General features: G+C 68.8%; 17 protein-coding genes. All 17 read right to left on the reverse strand.

Features of this window, described 5'->3' with window-relative positions:
- Window positions 1-7: 7 nt before the first annotated feature.
- Entirely contained in the window at window positions 8-697 is a 690-nt protein-coding gene (locus tag BMZ21_RS16855; protein WP_091836672.1) for a 4-carboxy-4-hydroxy-2-oxoadipate aldolase/oxaloacetate decarboxylase, read from the reverse strand.
- Complete coding sequence (locus tag BMZ21_RS16860; protein ID WP_091836674.1) at window positions 694-1416, reverse strand: PIG-L deacetylase family protein; 723 nt, start codon at window positions 1414-1416, stop codon at window positions 694-696. Before BMZ21_RS16860 ends, BMZ21_RS16855 begins: the two co-directional genes overlap by 4 nt.
- Window positions 1413-2513: a 4-oxalomesaconate tautomerase gene (locus BMZ21_RS16865; RefSeq protein ID WP_091836676.1), complete on the reverse strand. Its 1101-nt coding sequence runs from the start codon at window positions 2511-2513 to the stop codon at window positions 1413-1415. Before BMZ21_RS16865 ends, BMZ21_RS16860 begins: the two co-directional genes overlap by 4 nt.
- A 3-nt stretch (window positions 2514-2516) precedes the next feature.
- Window positions 2517-3503 (reverse strand): Bug family tripartite tricarboxylate transporter substrate binding protein, encoded by a 987-nt coding sequence (locus BMZ21_RS16870; protein WP_091836680.1) that lies wholly within the window; start codon window positions 3501-3503, stop codon window positions 2517-2519.
- Window positions 3500-4333, reverse strand: coding sequence for a DUF1932 domain-containing protein (locus BMZ21_RS16875; RefSeq protein WP_091836682.1), 834 nt, complete (start codon window positions 4331-4333; stop codon window positions 3500-3502). The genes BMZ21_RS16870 and BMZ21_RS16875 overlap by 4 nt, the downstream gene beginning before the upstream one ends.
- Before the next feature lie 86 nt (window positions 4334-4419).
- Window positions 4420-5340, reverse strand: coding sequence for a LysR family transcriptional regulator (locus BMZ21_RS16880; RefSeq protein WP_091836685.1), 921 nt, complete (start codon window positions 5338-5340; stop codon window positions 4420-4422).
- The gene (locus tag BMZ21_RS16885; protein ID WP_091836689.1) at window positions 5337-5966 is read right to left on the reverse strand and encodes a response regulator transcription factor; all 630 of its coding nucleotides are present in this window, start codon (window positions 5964-5966) and stop codon (window positions 5337-5339) included. The genes BMZ21_RS16880 and BMZ21_RS16885 overlap by 4 nt, the downstream gene beginning before the upstream one ends.
- Window positions 5959-7035 carry a sensor histidine kinase gene (locus BMZ21_RS16890; RefSeq protein ID WP_091836691.1) on the reverse strand — a complete coding sequence of 359 codons (1077 nt, stop codon included), beginning with the start codon at window positions 7033-7035 and terminating at the stop codon, window positions 5959-5961. Before BMZ21_RS16890 ends, BMZ21_RS16885 begins: the two co-directional genes overlap by 8 nt.
- A 79-nt stretch (window positions 7036-7114) precedes the next feature.
- Entirely contained in the window at window positions 7115-8446 is a 1332-nt protein-coding gene (locus BMZ21_RS16895; protein ID WP_091836693.1) for an ABC transporter ATP-binding protein, read from the reverse strand.
- A gap of 24 nt (window positions 8447-8470) precedes the next feature.
- Window positions 8471-10222 (reverse strand): ABC transporter permease, encoded by a 1752-nt coding sequence (locus BMZ21_RS16900; RefSeq protein ID WP_091836695.1) that lies wholly within the window; start codon window positions 10220-10222, stop codon window positions 8471-8473.
- Between the two features lie 565 nt (window positions 10223-10787).
- Entirely contained in the window at window positions 10788-11945 is a 1158-nt protein-coding gene (locus BMZ21_RS16905; protein WP_091836697.1) for a DSD1 family PLP-dependent enzyme, read from the reverse strand.
- Window positions 11942-13684, reverse strand: a complete 1743-nt coding sequence (locus tag BMZ21_RS16910) for a hydantoinase B/oxoprolinase family protein (RefSeq protein ID WP_091836699.1) — start codon at window positions 13682-13684, stop codon at window positions 11942-11944. Before BMZ21_RS16910 ends, BMZ21_RS16905 begins: the two co-directional genes overlap by 4 nt.
- Complete coding sequence (locus BMZ21_RS16915; protein WP_091836701.1) at window positions 13681-15756, reverse strand: hydantoinase/oxoprolinase family protein; 2076 nt, start codon at window positions 15754-15756, stop codon at window positions 13681-13683. Before BMZ21_RS16915 ends, BMZ21_RS16910 begins: the two co-directional genes overlap by 4 nt.
- Complete coding sequence (locus BMZ21_RS16920; RefSeq protein ID WP_091836703.1) at window positions 15743-16615, reverse strand: ATP-binding cassette domain-containing protein; 873 nt, start codon at window positions 16613-16615, stop codon at window positions 15743-15745. The genes BMZ21_RS16915 and BMZ21_RS16920 overlap by 14 nt, the downstream gene beginning before the upstream one ends.
- Window positions 16612-17577: an ABC transporter ATP-binding protein gene (locus BMZ21_RS16925; protein WP_091836705.1), complete on the reverse strand. Its 966-nt coding sequence runs from the start codon at window positions 17575-17577 to the stop codon at window positions 16612-16614. The genes BMZ21_RS16920 and BMZ21_RS16925 overlap by 4 nt, the downstream gene beginning before the upstream one ends.
- Entirely contained in the window at window positions 17574-18458 is an 885-nt protein-coding gene (locus BMZ21_RS16930) for an ABC transporter permease (protein ID WP_091836708.1), read from the reverse strand. The genes BMZ21_RS16925 and BMZ21_RS16930 overlap by 4 nt, the downstream gene beginning before the upstream one ends.
- Entirely contained in the window at window positions 18455-19399 is a 945-nt protein-coding gene (locus tag BMZ21_RS16935; protein ID WP_091836710.1) for an ABC transporter permease, read from the reverse strand. The genes BMZ21_RS16930 and BMZ21_RS16935 overlap by 4 nt, the downstream gene beginning before the upstream one ends.
- Window positions 19400-19409 lie beyond the last annotated feature (10 nt).

Below are 19409 nucleotides of genomic sequence, written 5' to 3' on the forward strand. Positions count from 1 at the left end.
CGTTGGATTATTCGCCGTCATCGTCGCGATAGACGAGGCCCGCTTTGGCGAGGCCGTCGCGCATAGCGTACATGTCCAGGCCGAGTTCGCCAGCAGCCAGGCGTCTACGCTTTTCGTCTTCATTGGCCTCGCGCTTGCGGCCGGCGGCGGCGACCGCCTCGGCATCGCGCCTGGGCACGACAACAACCCCGTCGTCATCGGCGACTATCACGTCCCCGGGATGGATCAGCGCCCCGGCGCAGACCACCGGAACGTTGACGCTCCCCAGCGTCGCCTTGACCGTGCCCTTGGCCGAGATCGCTCGCGACCAGACCGGAAAGCCCATCTCGGTCAGCGTCCGAACATCGCGGACACCGGCATCGATGACGAGGCCGACGCCGCCCCGCGCCTTCAGCGAGGTCGCCAGCAGGTCGCCGAACATCCCGTCGGTATTGTCGGTCGTGCAGGCGACGACGAGCACGTCGCCCGGCTGCACCTGCTCGATCGCGACATGGATCATCCAGTTGTCGCCGGGCTGGGCCAGCACCGTCACCGCCCCACCGGCGATCTGCGCGCCGGCATAGATCGGCCGCATATAGGGCTTCAGCAGCCCGCTCCGGCCCATCGCCTCATGGGTGGTGGAGACGCCGAGCGCGGCGAGATCGGCGATCGCCGCGGCGGGCGCACGCTTGCTGGTGCGGATGACGACGGGATTCATGCCAGCGTCTCCAGCGCTTCCGGGAAGAGGCGCTGATAGGCCTCGCCATAGGTCATCGCCTTGCCGGAGTTGCGCCCGCCCTGCATGCCGCGGTTGAGCGCGACGCGGGTGTAGTATTCCCAAAGATGCTTCTGCGCCGCGAGGATCTCGAACGCCTTGCGTTTCTGCTCCCAGACCTCGTCGATGTTGAGGATGACGTTCGGCTTGAAATTGCACTGCTCGGGCTGATGCGGCTCGAACAGGAAGACCGGCGGCGCGGCATAGGTGCGATTGGGATCGGGCTTGTGGCCGGCGGCCTGGGCGATGATGCGTGCTTCCTGGGCGAAGCGCGTCGCCTCGGGATGGTCGACATTATAGGGGTCTTCGAGCGCATGGGTCAGCACGAAGCTCGGATTGAGTTCATGGAAGATGTCGATCGCTCGGTCGAGCATCTCCGGCGTTGTCCGCAGCGGATAGTCGCCGGCATCCATGAACTCGATCTCGGCGCCGAGCGCTGCCGCAGCAGCTTCCGCCTCTTCGCGGCGCTGCGCCTTGACCTCCGCCATCTGCACGCCCGCCTTCTTCCAGGCAAACTGGCTCTCGCCGCGCTCGCCATAGGACAGGCAGAGGATCTTGACGCGCATGCCGCGCCCGGCGTGCAGCGCGATAGCTCCGCCGGCGCGCCAGACGAAATCGCCGGGATGGGCGGTGATCACCAGGCCTGTCTTCTGGGCGCTCATGGCATGCGCTCCTCTTGCACTCTATCGGCCGGCACGAAGGCCTGCCCTGCCATCAGGATGCGGGCGGTGCGCAGCAGCCCGGCCCGCTCGACCACCGGCTGCTCTGCGGTTCCACCGACCGTCAGCGTCACCGTGAACTCGCCGGTGGGATGCTCGACCGAAAGCGTCCGCTCGCGTCCCTCCGGCATCACGACGACCGAAGCCGCAGGCGAGCCCGGCAAGACGGCCGCGGTGGCGACCGTCACGGCTGCGAAGACGCCGATCGAGGCATGGCACTCATGCGGGATGAAACTGCGGGTCGAGATCGCCCCGCCGGCTTGCGGCGGCGCGACCAGCGCGATCTTCGGCACGACCTTCCTGGCGACGTCGCCGAGATTCATCAGCGGCCCGGCAGCGAGGCGGATGGCCTCGATCCGGGCCTTGAGCTCGGCATCCTCGTTGAGCTGGTCGCGCGGCTCGTAGCCGGTGCGCCCGACATCCTCCGCCCGCATGACGATGACCGGCATGCCGTTGTCGATCAGGGTGCAAGGCACGCCCTCGATCACGTCGACGACATTGCCGGTCGGCAAGAGCGCGCCGCAGACCGAGCCCTCGGCATCGAGAAAGCCGATATCGATCGGCGCCGAGGTTCCCGGCACGCCGTCGATGCGCGCTGCCCCCTCGGCGCTCGCCTGCCCGTCCGGCGTATCCATGCTGAGGTCGGCGATCGTGCCGGTGTTGATCGTCCGGACCCGGACGGTGGTTCGCGCGCCACCAGCCTTCACCAGCCCGCGCGCCAGCGCGAACGGACCGATCCCGGCGAGGATATTGCCGCAGTTCGGGGTGGTATCGACCGAAGCCGTCTCGATACCGACCTGCGCGAACAGGAAGTCGATGTCGCATCCCGGCTCGTCCGAGGGCGAGACGATCGCGACCTTACTGGTCAGGGGATGGGCGCCGCCGAGCCCGTCGACCTGGCGCTTGTCGGGCGAGCCCATCACCGCAAGGAGGACAGCGTCGCGTGCGGCGATATCGGCCGGCAGATCATCGCGCAGGAAATAGGCGCCCTTGGAGGTGCCGCCGCGGATCAGCATACAGGGGACGGCGAGCTGGCCCATCGCTCACTCCGCCGCCTTGATGCCGGAACGGGTGATGACCTCGCGCCAGAGCACGAGTTCGGAGGCGATCAGCTTGCCGAAGCCTTCCGGCGTCTCAGGCCGGGCGATGGCACCGTCCTTGGCCAGCGCCGCGGCGAAATCGAGCTGGCTGAGCAGCGTATTGATCTCGCGATTGAGCCGCTCGACGACGGGACGTGGCGTGCGCGCCGGCGCCACGATCCCGTACCATTGCACCGCCTCGAAATCCGGCAGGCCGCCCTCGGACAGCGTCGGCAGGTCCGGTGCGAAGCCCACGCGCTCGCGCGCGGCGACGCCGAGCACCCTGAGCTGACCACCTTCCGCCAAGGGTAGAACCGCCGGCCCGCCCGTCAGCGTGAACTGGATGTTGCCGGCGACGAGATCGTTCACCGAAGGCGCCGTGCCGCGATAGGGCACATGCGTCGCCTCGATGCCGGCGCGATGGCAGAAATAGGCGGTGGCGATATGGGCGGCGCTGCCCTGGCCACCGGACGAATAGTTCAGCTTGCCCGGATTGGCCTTGGCGTAGGCGATGAACTCGCTGAGCGTCTTCGCCGGCAGCTTCGGATTGATCGCCAGGATGTTCGGCAGCATGGCGACGAGCGCCACCGGCTGGAAATCCTTGACCGGGTCATAGGGCACGTTCGGATAGAGCGAGGGCGCGAAGGCGAGCGTGCCGATATGCCCCATCATCAGCGTGTGCCCATCGGGATCGGATTTGGCGACCTGCCCCGAGGCCGTCATGCCGCCGGCGCCCGGCCGGTTCTCGATCACAAAGCCCTTGCCGGGAATGCTGCGCTCGAGCTTGCTGGCGATCAATCGCGCTAGCACGTCGGTGCTGCCGCCGGGTGTGAACGGCACGACGATCCGGATCAGCTGGCTCGGCCACTCCGGCTGGGCGCGCACCGACGTAAGCCCGGCGAAGCCAGTGAGCCCTATGCCGGCAAGGACGGAGCGACGATCCAGCATCATCGCGTCCCCTCCTTTCGCCGAGCCCCGCGCAGCTGCGCGTCGGCGACCGCCTGGGCAACGCCGGGATGCAGCCCCGCCGCAGCCAGCATCTCCGCCGCCTCGCGCATCTCGGCCGAGCGGCGCACGCCATGGGTGGCGACGCGCTCGCGCATGTCGGCGGCGAGCGCATGGAAATCGATCGACGGGAAGGTCGCGTTGAGGCTGGCGAAGACTGGGTCCTTGACGTCCCAGGCCTCGCAGGCGGCGGCGCAGTCGACCATCAGCGCCTCCAGCCCCTTGATCACGATCGAGCGGCAGAGCTTCATCGCCGAGGCCCGGCCATAGACCTCCGAGACCGGCGTCAGGTTCATGCCGAGCTCATTCAGAGCCTCGGACGCAGCCTGCGCCTGCGGCCCTCCGGAAAGGATCGCCACCTTGAGGCCAGGCTTCAGCACCGGCGCCATCACCGCGGCCTCGAGATAGTCGGCACCACTTGCGGTCACCGCCTGCGCCGCCCGCTGCTTGGTCGAGGGCGCGGCCGAATTGACATCGACGAAGACCTGGCCCGGTTTCAGCCAGACCGCAGCTTCGGTAGCCACCGCCTCGGCGCGGTCGGCAGTGACGGCCGAGAAGACGAAAGTCGCGTTTGAGCAGGCCTCCTGCGCCGAGGGTGCGCGGACGACGCCGAGTTCCTGCGCCGCCGCTTCAAGACGGGCGCCGGCGTCGCTACCGAAGAGCAGGTCATAGGCGCGGATGGCGACGCCGTCATTGGCCAGCAGGCCGCGCGAGAAGGTCTGGCCGACCTCGCCGAAGCCGATGAAGGCGATCGCCGTCGTGTTGGCGCCTGCCATTGCTGGCTTCTCCTCGCGCGTTTCATCCCGCCGCGAGGGTCGGCCAAAGCCATTCTGCCATCAAATGATAAGAATGCAGCGATTGATTACTTTTCTTCATCTCGCCGCGGCACGACGCTGCGCTTCAGCGCCTGGCTCAAGAGCGTGATCAGGTCGCGCGTCACCGGGCGCAGCGGCACCGATTTGCGCGTGATGATGCCGAGCGTGCGGGTCACAGCCGGGGAGCGCAGCGGGATCGCGACGAGCTCGCCGGCATCGACGATATCGAGCGAAAGCTGCGGCACCACCGCGTAGCCGATGCGCGAGCGCACGAGGCTGACCGCGGTGACGACGCGCTGGACCTCGTAGCGCCAGGTCAGGCTCTCGCGCCTGGCGCCGAGCGCATCGTCGATCAGGATGCGGTTGCCGGTCTCGGCGCTGATCCGCACCAGCGGCTCGTCCTGCAATTGCGCCCAGGTCAGCGACGCCTCCTGCGCCAGCGGCATCGAGCGATGGCTGACCAGCACGAACGGCTCCTTGACGACCGGCTTCAGCTCGAGGTCCCAGCGATTGGCGGCGACGATGGTGACGCCGAACTCGGCCTCGCCCGACTGGACCTTGTCGGCGATCTCGGACGCCGAGTTGTCGTGGATGCGGACGCCGACACCGGGATGGCGCGCGGCGAAAGCTGCGATCACTGCCGGCATGCAATGCGCCGCCACCGTCGGCAGGCAGCCGAGCGAGACCTGTTCGTCGCCCTCGCGCAGGTCGACCCGGACCTCGTTAATGGCGAAGCCCAGGTCCTCGAAGATGCGCCGCGCCCGCGGCAGCAGGGTGGTGCCGGCCGCGGTCAGCGAGACCTGCCGCGTCGTCCGCAGGAAGAGCGGCGTGCCCAGCGATTCCTCGAGCTTGCGGATGCGGTGGCTGAGCGCCGTCTGCGACAGGTTGAGATGCGAGGCGGCGGCGCGGAAGCTGCCGCGCTCTGCGATGCTGACGAAGGCCTGCAGCCCGAGAACGTCCACCCTCATCGGATCGCCCGCTCCTGTCCGGCGACAAGATCGGCAAGCCGGACCAGCTCGGCCAGCGTCGAGGCGCCCATCTTCCGCATCACCTGGCCGCGATGCACCTTCACGGTCACCTCGCTCAGGCCGAGATCGGCGGCTATCTGCTTGTTGAGGCGACCTTGCGCGACGAAGGTAAGCACCTCCTTCTCCCGCACCGTCAGCGTCGCGAAGCGCTCTTTCAGCTCGGCGAGTGCCGCCTCGTCCTTGCGCCTCGCCTCGTCCTTCCCGATCGCCACACGCACCGCATCGAGCAGGTCCTGCTCGCGGAACGGCTTCAGCAGGAACTCGACTGCCCCAAGCTTGATCGCCCGCACCGCCATCGGCACGTCGCCATGGCCAGTAAGGAAAACGATCGGGATCGGATCGTTCAGCGTGGCCAGCTCGGCCTGGAAATCCATGCCGCTCGGGCCTGGCATCCGGACGTCGAGGACGAGACAGGACGGCGTGTCGGGACGCCGGGCCAGCGCGAACTCCCGCACCGATGCGAAAACCGAGACCGCATAACCGACCGAGCGGAGGAGGCTGTCGAGCCCCTCGCGGACAGAGACATCGTCATCGACGACGAAGACGGTCGCTGGCTGCCTATCCATGCTGCCGATCCAATGTCGTGCCAGCCACCGGCAAGGTGAAGCCGAAGACCATGCCGCGGGGATGATTGACGGCGGCGTAGACCGTCCCGCCATGCGCCTCGACGATCGAGCGGCTGATCGCCAGGCCCATGCCCATCCCGCCCGGCTTGGTCGAGTGGAAGGCCTCGAACACCTGCTCGATCGCGGCCGGCGCCAGGCTGACGCCGGTGTCGCGGACGCTCACCGTGATCGCGCCACCGTCGCTGGCAGCGCCGACCAGCAGGTCGCGCGGCCCTGTCTCCAGGCCGCCCATCGCCTCGGCCGCGTTGATCACCAGGTTGAGCACGACCTGCTGGAGCTGAACCTTGTCGCCAAGCGGCTGCGGCAGGTCATCGGCCAGATCGGTCTGGAGCATCACGCGGTGCCTGCGCAATTCGCCGCGGGTCAGGGCCAGAACCTCCTCGATCAGTGCGACCATATCGAGCCTGTCGCGCGAGGGCGGAGCCTTGGCCACGAGGTTGCGTACGCGTCCGATCACCTCGCCGGCGCGATCGGCATCGGCGACGACGCGCTGCAGGGCCCGCTTGGCCTCGCCGGTATCGGGCGGTGTCGCCGCGAGCCAGCGCAGGGCGGCATGGCCGCTGGCGGCGATCCCGGCCAACGGCTGGCTGACCTCATGCGCGATCGAGGCGGCCAGCTCGCCCATGGTGGTGACGCGCGCCATATGGGCCAGCTCGGCCTGTGTCTGGCGGATGCGCGCCTCCGCCTCCCCGATCCGCAAGGCCAGATAGGTGGTCGCGCCGATGGCAATCAGGCTCAGGGCTCCGTTCGCCAGGCCGGTCTCCTGGATTCCGCGCGGCGTCAGCAGATAGCTCAGCACCGTCAAAACGGCGCTGCCGGCGCCGAACGAGACGACGACCGCCGGCCGGTCGAACCTGACCGAGATCAGGATCACCGCGACATAGAGGACGGCGACCGCAATCTCCAGGCTGGTGAAGGTGTCGGCCAAGAAGATCGCGGCCATCGCCGCGATCAGGCCGAGCCAGAGCCATGGTCTTTCGATGCGCATGCGCTCGCGATCGCGCCTCATGCCCTGCCCTTCGCCACCGGCCTACCCAGTCAAGCTATCGGACAAGACAGATGGCCGAGCGCTCTGTCCAGCCCGTGCATCAGCTCGGATTGTCCAGCGTGAACAGGTCGGCATCCTCGTCATAGGCGAAGTACTCGCCATAGCGGGCCCAGTTCGTCACCGCCTTCAGCGTTGTCGCGGCATAGTCCTCCGACATGTGGTCTTCGAGCTCGTCGCGGAAGCGTGGCGCCGGCGCCCTGTGGCTGGAGCGCTCGTCGAGCACCCGCCGGATATGGGCGGCGAGCGGCACATAGGCCGCGAGCTGCTGGGCGAAGAGGCGCTTGCGTCCGTCGACATCGGCGTCGGCGAAGCGCAAGCCCGCGGCGGTCAGCCTGATGTCGCCGCCTTCGAGATCGGCGAAACGCAGCAGCTGCAGCGTCTCGGCCACCGGGAAGAGATCGTCGATCTCCAGGTGCAGTTCGGCTGCGAGCGGCGGCAGGTCGGCCTCCCCTCTGTAGGCCGCGCCCGCGATCGTCTCGATCAGCCCGGCCATCAGATTGGTCGAGACCCGCGGCAGCGCCATGGCGATGCCGGTGCCGGGAAAGAAGCCGTCACGTGCCGGCGCGCCGGCCTTCGCGGTCATGCGGGCATAGATGTCCTCGACCAAGGTGCGGAAGGCGGGATCGAGACGGTCGCGAGGCTGCGGCAGCTCGACCTTCAGCTCGGCGATGACGCGGCCCGGATTGGAGCCGAAGATCAGGATGCGGTCGCACATCAGCACCGCCTCCTCGATATTGTGCGTCACCATCAGGATCGCCTCGATCGGCATCCGTCCCTCGCACCAGAGATCGAGCAGATCGGTGCGCAGCGTCTCGGCGGTGAGGACGTCGAGCGCCGAGAACGGCTCGTCCATCAGCAGCACCTTGGGGTGCACGACCAAAGCGCGCGCGAGCCCGACACGCTGGCGCATGCCGCCGGAGAGCTCCTTCGGATAGGCGCTTTCGAAGCCGTCGAGGCCGATCAGGTCGATGGCGGCGAGCGCGCGCTTGCGCCGTTCGGCCGGCGCGATGCCCTGCGCCTCCAGGCCGAGCTCGACATTCTCCAGCACGCTCAGCCAGGGGAACAGCGCGAAGCTCTGGAACACCACGGCGACGCCCGAGCTCGGCCCGTTCACGGCCCGCCCCTCGAAGGTGACGGTGCCGCCGCTCGGCTGGATCAGCCCGGCGATCGCCCGCAGCAGCGTCGACTTGCCCGAGCCCGAGCGGCCGAGCAGGCCGACGATCTCGCCAGGCCGAAGCTCGACATCGACCTTGTCGAGCACGACGAGCGAGCCGGCCGCGCCTTTGTCGTAGCTCTGGCAGACCTCTTTGGCACTGACGAGCGGAGTGGCATTCCCGGCCTTGAAATCGCGGGTCGCGATGATCTCGTTCATGGCGGCATCCTCCTGCGGAAAGGTTCAGTCGAGGCGCATCCGGCGTTCCGCCATCACATAGAGCGGGCGCCAGAGCAGGCGGTTGAAGAGCGTGACGAAGAGCGACATGACGGCGATGCCGAGCACGACGCGCGGGAAGTCGCCGGCCTCGGTCGCGTTGGCGATGTAGGCGCCGAGGCCATAGGCCTCGAGCTTGGTGTCGCCCCAGCTCGCGACTTCGGCGACGATGCTGGCATTCCAGGAGCCGCCGGACGCGGTCAGCGCACCGGTGACGTAATAGGGGAAGATCCCCGGCAGCATGACGCGCCGCCACCACGTCCACGAGCGCAACTGGTAGACGCTCGCCGCCTCGCGCAGATCGGTCGGGAAGGCGCTCGCGCCGGCGATGACGTTGAACAGGATGTACCACTGCGTGCCGAGCACCATCAGCGGCGAGAGCCAGATGTCGGGGCTGGCGCCGGTCGCGACGATGGCGACGACGGCGAAGGGGAACAGCACGTTCGCCGGGAAGGCCGCGAGGAACTGCGCCACCGGCTGGACGCGCTCGGCGATTCCCGGGCGCAGGCCGATCCAGACGCCGACCGGGATCCAGATCACGCTGGCGACGGCGATCAGCAGGGTGACGCGCAGCAAGGTGACGAGGCCGCGCGCCAGCGGATCCCAGGCATCTGACCAGGACAGGCTCTGCCCGAGATAGGCGATGGCGGTCCACATCGCCCAGGCACCGATGGCGAGAATCAGGACGAGCCAGGCCCGGTCGAGCGTCTCGCTGGTCCCCGCGCTGACCTCATGGCGCAGCGGCGGCACACTGCGGAACCGCACCAGCAGCAGCCGGCCGCCCAGCCAGGCGAGCGGAGCTGTCAGGCGCTTGAGCAGGCGGGTGCGCCGGGCGAGGCCATGCACCCAGGAGCGCGGCTTCCGCTGGCCGGCGGTCTGCTCGAAACGGAACTTGTCGGCCCAGGCGACGATCGGCCGGAACAGCAGCTGGTCGTAGAGACCGATCACGATCGCCATCGCCAGCACGGCCCAGGCCACGGCTGCGAAATTCTGCTCCTTGATCGCGAGCGCCAGCCAGGAGCCGAGGCCCGGCAACTGCACGGTGGTGTCGCCGACGGTGATCGCCTCGGAGGCGACGACGAAGAACCAGCCGCCGGACATCGACATCATCGTGTTCCAGACCAGGCCCGGCATGGCGAAGGGCGCCTCCAGCCGCCAGAAGCGCTGCCAGGACGACAGGCCGAAGCTGCGGCTGACCTCGTCGAGATCGCGGGGGACCGTGCGCAGCGACTGGTAGAAGGAGAAGGCCATGTTCCAGGCCTGGCTGGTGAAGATCGCGAAGATCGAGGCGCATTCGGCGCCGAGCTGGCTGCCCGGGAACAGCCCCATGAAGAAGGTGACGGTGAAGGTCAGGAAGCCGAGCACCGGCACCGATTGCAGGATGTCGAGCGCCGGGATGATCACCATCTCGGCACGCCGGCTCTTGGCCGCCAGCGTCGCGATGGTGAAGGTGAAGGCGAGAGAGGCGATGATCGCGGCGAACATCCGCATCGTCGTGCGCAGCGCATAGTCCGGCAGCAGCGCCGGATCGAGCACGACCGGCTCGGTGGGTAGGCCCGAGAGCGGCGCGCGCATCGCCGCTGCGCCATGCAGCGCGAGAATGGCGAGCGCGGCTAGCAGCGCGAACGCCGCCAGGTCATAGAGATTGGGTAGGACGCGGTTGCGCGCCAGGGTGGCGAGCGCGCTGCGCCCGGCTTCGCGGTTCGACAGAAACGCCATGGAAACCTCGGCGGGATGGAGGTGACTGCGGCCGATGGCCGGCCTTGCGGGCTGAGCGACTTTGTCAGGCGGCGCACCTGCACCCTGAGCGGCAACCGCCTTCCTCGTCGCGCTGCTCCCCGCCTTCGCTGCGCCAGCGGCATTCCAGGCGCCCGTCAGCTGCATTGATGCGCCATTCGGCAACCAGCCCTGATCGCTTCTGTGCAGCCCTGCGCAGGAGAGTGCCGTTGCTCGGGCGCAAGTTCGGCCAGGCCAGCGCTCGCGAGATTACAGAGTGCCGAAACGCGACGACGTTGTTCATGGCCCACCTCTTCGGTCCCGGTGGGGCCGTCCGACGCGCGAACGGGCGCACACGACGACCCACGCCGCAGCGATGGCTGCATGCGATCGGTCGGCATGGCCATGTCCCTGCGACGGAAAGCCGGTAGTTGCGACAGCGCCTCGCGGTCAGCGCCGCGAAGTCATCGCCTCTCTGCGCCCCGAGGCGATGGCGATCAATCGGACGATGGGATCGGGGCCGATACCTTGGTATAGCGCCGCCAGCGCCGCATCCGGCGGGCCTGGTTCAGTCGGCGCGGCCCCGCGCCTCGACCCGCCATTGCGCGACGAGGTCGACGCCGCGGACGACGTGCAGGATGTCGTGCAGATTGATCGTCGGGTCGCAATGCGGGACCGTGCATTCGACGACAGTGCCGATCGGCAGCGCGCCCTTCCCTTCCAAAGGCAGGATGCGGCCGAACTCGTCGCCGCACCATTCGATCCGCCCGACCAGTTCGCCATTCAGCAAGACCCGCGGCGGCGGCCCGTCGAGCGCAAAGCTCTTGCTGCCGCCATCGGTGATGGCGAAGCCGAGCGAGCTGTGCCCGATCACGGTGACGGCGATGCGCAGCGCCGGCTTGAACTCCGGTCCGCCCCGGCCATGCATGTCGACGCTGTGATAGGCCTCGTCCATGAAGACGTAGGAGCCCGCCTGGATCTCGGTCAGCAACCGATCCTCGCCGTCGAGGAGATGGCTGCCGGTGCCGCCACCCGAGACGATCTCCGGCGCGAAGCCGGCCTCACGCAGCGCCGCGATCATGGCGGCGAGCAGCCGGCCCATCTCCTGGTTGGCGGCGCGGCGCACGGCGAAGTCGTCGATATGCTGCACGCGGCCCTGATAGGCTTGGACGCCGCGATAACGCAGCCCGTCCAGCCCGGAGACGAGCCGCGCCAGCTCGACCCCCTCGGCCGGCGTCGCGACGCCGCTGCGCCTCAGCCCGACATCGAGATCGACCAGCACGTCGAAGGCGGTGCCGTGCCGCTGTGCCGCATCGGCATAGGCAGCGGCCAGATTTGCCCGGTCGACGACGACGCCGATGCGCCCGCCCGCGGCCGCAGCGCGCGCCAGCGCGTCGATCTTCGCCGGGCTGGCGATCGGGGCGCTGAGCAGGAGGTCGCGGACGCCGCCATCGAACAGCGCCAGCAATTCGCCCGGCTTGGCGCAGCAATTGCCGAGCGCTCCCGCAGCCATCTGCCGGCGGGTGATCTCGGCGCATTTATGCGATTTCGCATGCGGCCTGAGGTTCAGCCCAGCCTTGCGGCAGGTCTCTGCCATCAGCGCGATATTGTGCTCGAATAGGTCGAGATCGAGCACGGCCGCCGGCGTCTCCAGCCGCGCCCGGCTGCCAGGAACGCCGACGAGCTGTTCGTTGAGGGCAGCCGCGCCAAACAGGGCGTCGCTCATGTCCTTGCCTCCGCAAGCGCGGCGCGACGACGTGCGGTGGCGTCGCGATCAATGCTCACGCCATCGGCAGCGAAGACCACGCCGTAGTCGCGAGCCGCGCCCGCCGCCGTGACCTTGCCCTCGCGCAGATCGTCCTCGATCCGGATCGGATCGCGCTGCAATGCATCGCCATAGCCGCCGCCGCCCGCCCCGATCAGGCGAAAGACATCGCCGGCGCGGGCGTTGAAGCTCTCCATCGGCATGGTCGGCAGGCTCTGCTCAGTGCCGTCGGCGCGGAGCAGGATGTGAGCGGAGGGAGCACCTGGGCTGCCGCCCTCGAAGCCGAAGGGCGGGTGGTCGCGCCGGTCGCCGCGCAGCACGAAACGGGTCGGCGCCAGGAAGCGGAATTCGCGGATGAAGGAGAGGCCGCCGCGGAACTCGCCCGGCCCGCCGGTATCGGGCACGAGGCCATAGCGCAGCACCTCGACCGGCATGTCGGCCTCGATCATCTCGACCGGCTGGTTGGAGAGATTGGCGGCAGGGTTGGAGATGCCCTCGATCCCGTCCTTGCCGGCGCGGGCCCCCCAGGTGCCGACCACCATCTCGTTGAGCACGAACGGCCGCCCCTCATGCGTGCCGCCGGCGGCCAGCAGATAGGGCCCGCCCTCGGAGCCACCCATGGCCCGTTCCGGTACGATCTGTGCGAGCGCCTGCATGATCGCGTCGAAGACGCGGTAGCCGACGACGCCGCGGGCGCCGCAGGCTGCCGGATAGCGCGGATTGACCAGGCAGCCCTCGGGCGCCCTGACCGCGATCGGCCGCAGGTACCCCTCGCAATTGGGTATATCCTGCTGCGACAGGCAGCGGATCGCGCAGAAGGCGGCCGATTCCGGCAGCGAGATCGGGCAGTTGATCGAGGCCGCGACCTGATCTGCCGTGCCGGTGAAATCGATGTCGATCGTGTCGTCGGCGACGGTGACGGTCGCGACGATCGGCAGCGGCTGCGGGTTCTCGCCGACGCCATCGATATAGTCGGTGGCACGATAGACGCCGTTCGGAAGAGCGCGGATGACGTCGCGCATCATCGCCTCGGCATGGTCGTGCAGCGCGTCGATATAGCTGTCGAGTTCCTGCGCGCCGTAACGGCCGATCAGCGTCCTCAGCCCCTCCTCGGCGACGTTGCAGGCGGCGATCTGGGCGCGGATGTCGCCGAGCACCTCGATCGGCGAGCGGGTGTTCGCCTCGAGGATGCGGAAGACGGCCTCGACCGGCTGGCCGGCCTCATAGAGCTTCAGTAGCGGCAGGCGCAGGCCTTCCTGCTGGATCTCGGTGGCGTAGATCGCGACGCTGCCCGGCACGATGCCGCCGAGATCGGTGTGATGCGCCACCGTCGCGGCGAAGCCTGAGAGCCGGCCGTCTACGAAGATCGGCTTCAGGATGTAGATATCCGGCAGATGCTGGCCGCCGGAACCGTAGGGGTCGTTCGCGATCAGCACGTCGCCCTGCTTCAGCCTGTCGCCATAGCGCTCGCGGACGAAGCCCATGATACGCGGGAAGGAACAGAGCTGGATCGGCAGGGTCAGCCCCTGCGCGATCACCCGGCCTTTCGCGTCGCAGAGCGCGGTCGAGTAATCCATGATGTCGCGGACCACAGGCGAATAGGCCGAGCGCATCACGATCAGCGCCATCTCGTCGGCGGTCGAGGCCAGCGCATTGCGGATCACTTCGAGGGTGATCGGGTCGATTGCCTGCGCGCTCATGCGGCCTCCAGGGCGATGTCGATATTGCCGGCCTCATCGAGCCGCGCGCTCTGGCCGGGCCCGACCACGCAAGTGCAGTCGTATTCCTCGATGACGAAGGGCCCCCGTCGCGCCTTCGCGTCGAGATCGGCCCGGCCGATCACGGCGATCGAGGCAGCGGATCCGCTGGCGTTGAAGGAGACGGCCCGGTCGGCCCGCCGCATCGGCGCCTCCGCCGCGAACTGGTGGCGCGGCGCGACCAGCGGCAGCCGGACCGTCAGGCGGGCATTGACGAGATGGACCGCGTCCTTCTGTGAGCGGTGGCCATAGGTGCGCTCATGCTCGCGGTGGAACAGCTCGCTGAGCTCGGCGATGTCGAACCGCCTCGCCGGAACGGTGAGCTCATAGGCTTGGCCGACATAGCGCAGGTCTGCGGCATAGCGGAATTCCGCCTGCCCAAGGTCGTAGCCTTCGAGCGCGAGGATGCGGCGGGCGTCGGCGCCGAGCGCGGCAAAGAGCTGCTCCAGCCCGGCATCGTCGAGCTCGTCCGCCCGCCGCCGCGACGGCCGTACGAACTCCTGCTCGACATCGGAGCGCAGCAGGCCGAGCGCACTGAAGACGCCGGCGGCGCGCGGAACGATGACGCGGCGGATGCCGAGCGCCATCGCGACCTCGGCCGCGACCACCGGACCATTGCCGCCGAAGGCGACCAGGGTCGCCTGGCGCGGATCGCGGCCGCGATAGGTCGAGACCGCCTTGACCGCCCGCGTCATCGTGGTGACCGCGAGCGTCAGCACGCCGCGTGCCGTCTGCTGGAGGTCGAGGCCGAGCGGGCGCGCGACCTGGTCGTTCAGCGCGGCGCGGCCGGCATCGGCCTTGAGCGGAAAGCTGCCGCCGGCGAGCGCGATGTCGTTGATGTAGCCGAGCGTCAGGAAGGCGTCGGTCAGCGTCGCCTGCCGGCCACCGAGCCCGTAGCAGACCGGCCCGGGATAGGCTCCGGCGCTCTGCGGGCCGACTGAGACCTGGTTCATCCGGTCGATCGCGACGATGCTGCCGCCGCCGGCGCCGATCTCTGAGACGTCGATGAACGGCATCTTGATCGGATAGCCGCCGCCCTTGACCAGCTTGCTCGACAGATTGATGCCGGCACCGACCTCGTATTCGGTGGTGCGGGCCGGCTCGCCATGCTCGATCAGCGCCGCCTTGGCGGTGGTGCCGCCCATGTCGAAGGAGATGATGCTGGGCTCGTCGCTTCCCGAGACCAGCCGCGCACAGGCGATGACGCCGGCAGCCGGACCGGATTCGACCAGCGACGCCGCGCGCTTCACCGCCGAACCCAGCCGCATGATCCCGCCGCCGGAATGCATCATCTCGACCTGGCAGGTGACACCGATCGAGGCGAGCCGCGCCGTCAGCGCACTGGCATAGTTGCGCACGACCGGGCCGATATAGGCGTTCACCACGACGGTCGAGGTGCGCTCGTATTCGCGGATCTCCGGCAGGATCTCCGAGCCGCGGCAGATGTAGACGCCGTCGCCGAGCTCGGCGCGCAGGATCTCCTCGGCCTCGATCTCGTGCCGAGGATTGGCGTAGGCGTGCAGGAAGCTGATCGCAACAGCCTCGACGCCCTCCTCGCGGAAGCGCCGCGCCGCTGCGACGACATCCTCTCTCGACAGCGGGATCCGCACCGAGCCATCCGCGGCGAGCCGCTCGCGCGCTTCAAGCCGCAGGCGCCGCGCCGCGAGCGGCTTCGGCTTGTCGTACTGCAGGTCGTAGAGCACCGGGATGCGCAGGCGGCGCATTTCGAGCACGTCGCGGAAGCCCTCGGTCGTCAGCAGGCCGGTGCGGGCGCCCTTGTATTCGAGGATCGCATTGGTCGCGACCGTGGTCGCGTGGACGATGCCGGTGATGCGGTCGGGCGTGGTCTGGTAGTCCTCTACCAGCGCCTTGAGTGCCTGCGCGATGCCGCGGCTGTAATCGTCGGGCGTCGAGGGCACCTTGCGGGTTTCGATCAACCCGTCGTCGCGCGCGACCACGACATCGGTGAAGGTGCCGCCAATGTCGATGCCGATCCGGTAGCTATGCTGCGCCATGGATGTCTTCCCGGGTTTCTGGAGCCGCCGCTTCGGCTCGCACGGGCAACGGCGTGCGCCGGCCGGCGAGGCCCTTGGGCACGGCAGCGATGAGGGCTTGGGTGTAGGGGTGCTGCGGCCGATCGAGGACGTCGAGGCAGGAGCCTTCTTCGACGATCACCCCTTTGCGCATCACGACGATGCGGCTGCACAACGTGCGCACCAGAGCGAGGTCATGGCTGATGAAGAGCAGCGTCAGGCCGAGCTCGCGTGTCAGGCGCGAGAGCAGATTGATCACCTGCGCCTGCAGGGAGACGTCGAGCGCCGAGACCGGCTCGTCGGCGATCAGCACCTCCGGCTTCATCGCCAGCGCCCGCGCCAGGCCGATGCGCTGGCGCTGGCCGCCCGAAAGTTCATGCGGCAGGCGCGGCCCGATCTCCGGGCCGAGGCCGACCAGAGTCAGCAGCTCGGCGATCTCGCTGTCGCGCTGCGCCTTCGGCACTCCGCGCAGCGCCAGCGTCTCGCCGAGGCAACGCGCCACGCTCTTGCGCGGATTCAGCGCGCTGCTCGAATCCTGGAAAACCATCTGGACACGCCGGCGCCACGGCCCGGCATGGTCGCGCATCAGCTCCGCCATCGACTGGCCATCGAGCAGGACCTCGCCGGAGGTCGGTCGCGCCAGCCCGACCGCGAGCCCGGCCAGCGTCGACTTGCCCGAGCCGCTCTCGCCGACGATGCCGACGACGTCGCCGCGCATGACGTCGAGGCTGACGGCGTCGAGCGCTACGATCCGGCTGTCGCGGCCGAGCAGGCGATCGAGCAGGCCGCCCTGCGGGAAGGATTTGGAGACGCCGCGCAGCGACAGGATCGGGCCGGTCATCGCGGCCTCCAGCAGGCGGTGCGGTGGCCGGCTTCATCGATAAGCGGCGGCATCTGATGGCTGCAGCTTTCGGCCGCGTCGGGGCAGCGTGGCGAGAACGGGCAACCGGCCGGCAGGCGGCCGAGCCGCGGCGGCGCGCCCTCGATCGCGGTCAGCGGGCCGACCGGCCCGGTCAGGCTCGGCACGCAGGCCTTGAGCAGGCTGGTGTAGGGATGGCGCGGCGCAAGCTCGATCGCCTCGACCGGCCCGTCCTCGACGACCTTGCCGCCATACATCACGACGACGCGGTCGACGATCTCGGCGACAAGCTGGAGGTTGTGCGAGATGAAGACCACGGCGAGGTTGAGTTCCCGGCGAAGCTCGGCGATCAGGTCGACGATCTGCGCCTGCACGGTGACGTCGAGCGCCGTGGTCGGTTCGTCCGCGATCAAGAGGCGCGGCCGGCAGGCGATCGCCATGGCGATCAGGGCGCGCTGGCGCATGCCCCCGGAGAATTCATGCGGATAGGAGGCGAGGCGCCGGCCGGCATCGCGGATTCCGACGCGCTCGAGCGCTTCCGCCGCGATGCGCCGTGCCTCGGCTGCCGAGACGCCGCGATGAGCCCGCACCACGTCGGTGATCTGACGGCCGACGGTCAGCGCCGGATTGAGCGAGCTTTGCGGGTCCTGGAACACCATGGCGATGTCGCGCCCGCGCAGCGCCCTCATGCGCTTTTCGTCGGCGGCGAGCAGGTCCTCGCCGTCGAAGATCACCCGCCCGCCAATGGCGCGGGCCGGCGCGCCGAGCAGCCGCATCACTGCGAGCATGCTGAGGCTCTTGCCGGAGCCGGATTCACCGACGATGCCGACGGCCTCGCCCGGCGCGACGCAGAAGTCGACGCCGCGCACCGCCTCGACCATGCCGCCATCGGCCGTGCGGAAGCCGACGCGCAGGCCCTCGACGCTGAGCAGGGCGGCGCTCATGCGACCAATGTCCTGGCTTCGCTGCGCGGGTCGAACAGCTCGCGCACCGCATCGCCGAGCAGGTTGAAGCCGATCACCGTCAGCGAGATGGCGAGGCCCGGAAAGACCGGCAACCACCATTCGCCGGAATAGATCGCGCTGCGGGCGTCGGACAGCATGGTGCCCCAGCTCGGCTGCGGCGGCTGCACGCCGAGGCCGACGAAGCTGATCGAGGCCTCGATGACGATGCCGATCGCGACCAGCAGCGTGCCCTGGACGATAATTGGCGAAAGGCAGTTCGGCAGCACGTCGCCGACGACGATCTGCCAATGCGAGGCGCCCTGCAGGAAGCGGGCGCGGACATAATCGGCGCCGGCGACGCGTTTGGCGACCGCATAGGTGACGCGGGCGAAGACCGGCGAGAACAGGCAGCCGACGAGGACGATGATCTTGACCTCGTTCGGCAGCAGCAGCGGGCCCACCGGCAACGGCCCGACGCCGAGGATGCCGACGATCGCGATCGCCCAGACCAGCAGGGGGATCGAGGCGACGCCATCGAAGATGCGCATCACGGCCTGCTCGCCGAGCCCGCCCTTGTAGGCGGCGAAGATGCCGGCCGAGACGCCGATCAGGGCGCCGATCAGCACCGCGCCGATGCCGACCGAGAGCGAGGCCCTCGCGCCGAACAGGATGCGGCTCAGCACGTCGCGCCCGCCCTGATCGGTGCCGAGCCAATGGCTGGCATCGGGCGCGGCGAGCCTGTCCTCGATGTTGAGCGCGAGCGGGTCATAGGGCGCGATCAGCGGCGCGAAGATTGCGGCGAGCACGATCAGCCCGACGATGCCGGCGCCCAGCCAGCCGCTCCAGTCGAGGCCATTAAGGGCTTTGCGCAGATCGCTCATGCCGCCGCCCTCTGGCGCGGATCGAGCACGCGGTTGATCAGGTCGGCGCTCAGATTCGCGACGACGAAGATCGCGGTGAACAGGAAGACGATGCCCTGCAGCAGTAGGAAGTCGCGCTGCGAGATCGCGTTCAGGAGAGCGCGCGACAGTCCGGGGATGTTGAAGACCTGCTCGATGATCAGCGCCCAGCCGAACATGTAGCCGAAGGAGAGCGCCGCGAGATTGACCACCGGCGGCAGCGCGTTGACCAGCGCATAGAACACGACCTGGCGTGCGGAGAGCCCCATGGCGCGGGCGGTGCGGACATAGTCGCCACGCAAGGTGTCCTGCAGGCTCGCCTGCGTCATCCGCGCCAGCACGGCGATGTAGTAGACCGCCAGTGAAAGCGAGGGCATCAGGATGCTCTGCAGGTGCAGCTTGAGGCCGGCCGAGAGCGGAAAATAGCCGCCCGGCGGCAGCAGGCGCAGATCGACGGCAAGGAAGCGGATCAGCACGATGCCGAGCCAGAAGGCCGGGATCGACAGGCCCAATACTGCGGCGAAGCGGCTGACGCGGTCGAAGACGCCGCCCGGCTTGAGCGCTGCCAGCACGCCGACGCCGATGCCGAAAACGAGCGCGATCAGGAAGGCGAAAAGCACGATCGCCAGCGTCACCGGCAGTGCATTGGCGATTTCGGCAGCGACGTCGCGGCCGGTGACGAAGGACTTGCCGAAATCGCCGCGCGTGACGTCGCCGAGCCAGGCTGCGTATTGCGACAGGAAAGGCCGATCGAGGCCGTGCGCCTGCTCGAACTGCGCGATCTGCTCGGCGGTCGCGTCAGTCCCAAGCACGATCCGGGCCGGGGAGCCCGGACCGGAGCGCGTCAGCGCGAACAGCGCGAGGCCGACGAAGAGCAGCGTGCCGATCGAGGAGACGATGCGGCCTGCGACGAGGCGGAGCATGGCGGGCTCG

This window comes from Allobosea lupini, from assembly GCF_900109525.1.
Classification (GTDB): domain Bacteria; phylum Pseudomonadota; class Alphaproteobacteria; order Rhizobiales; family Beijerinckiaceae; genus Allobosea; species Allobosea lupini.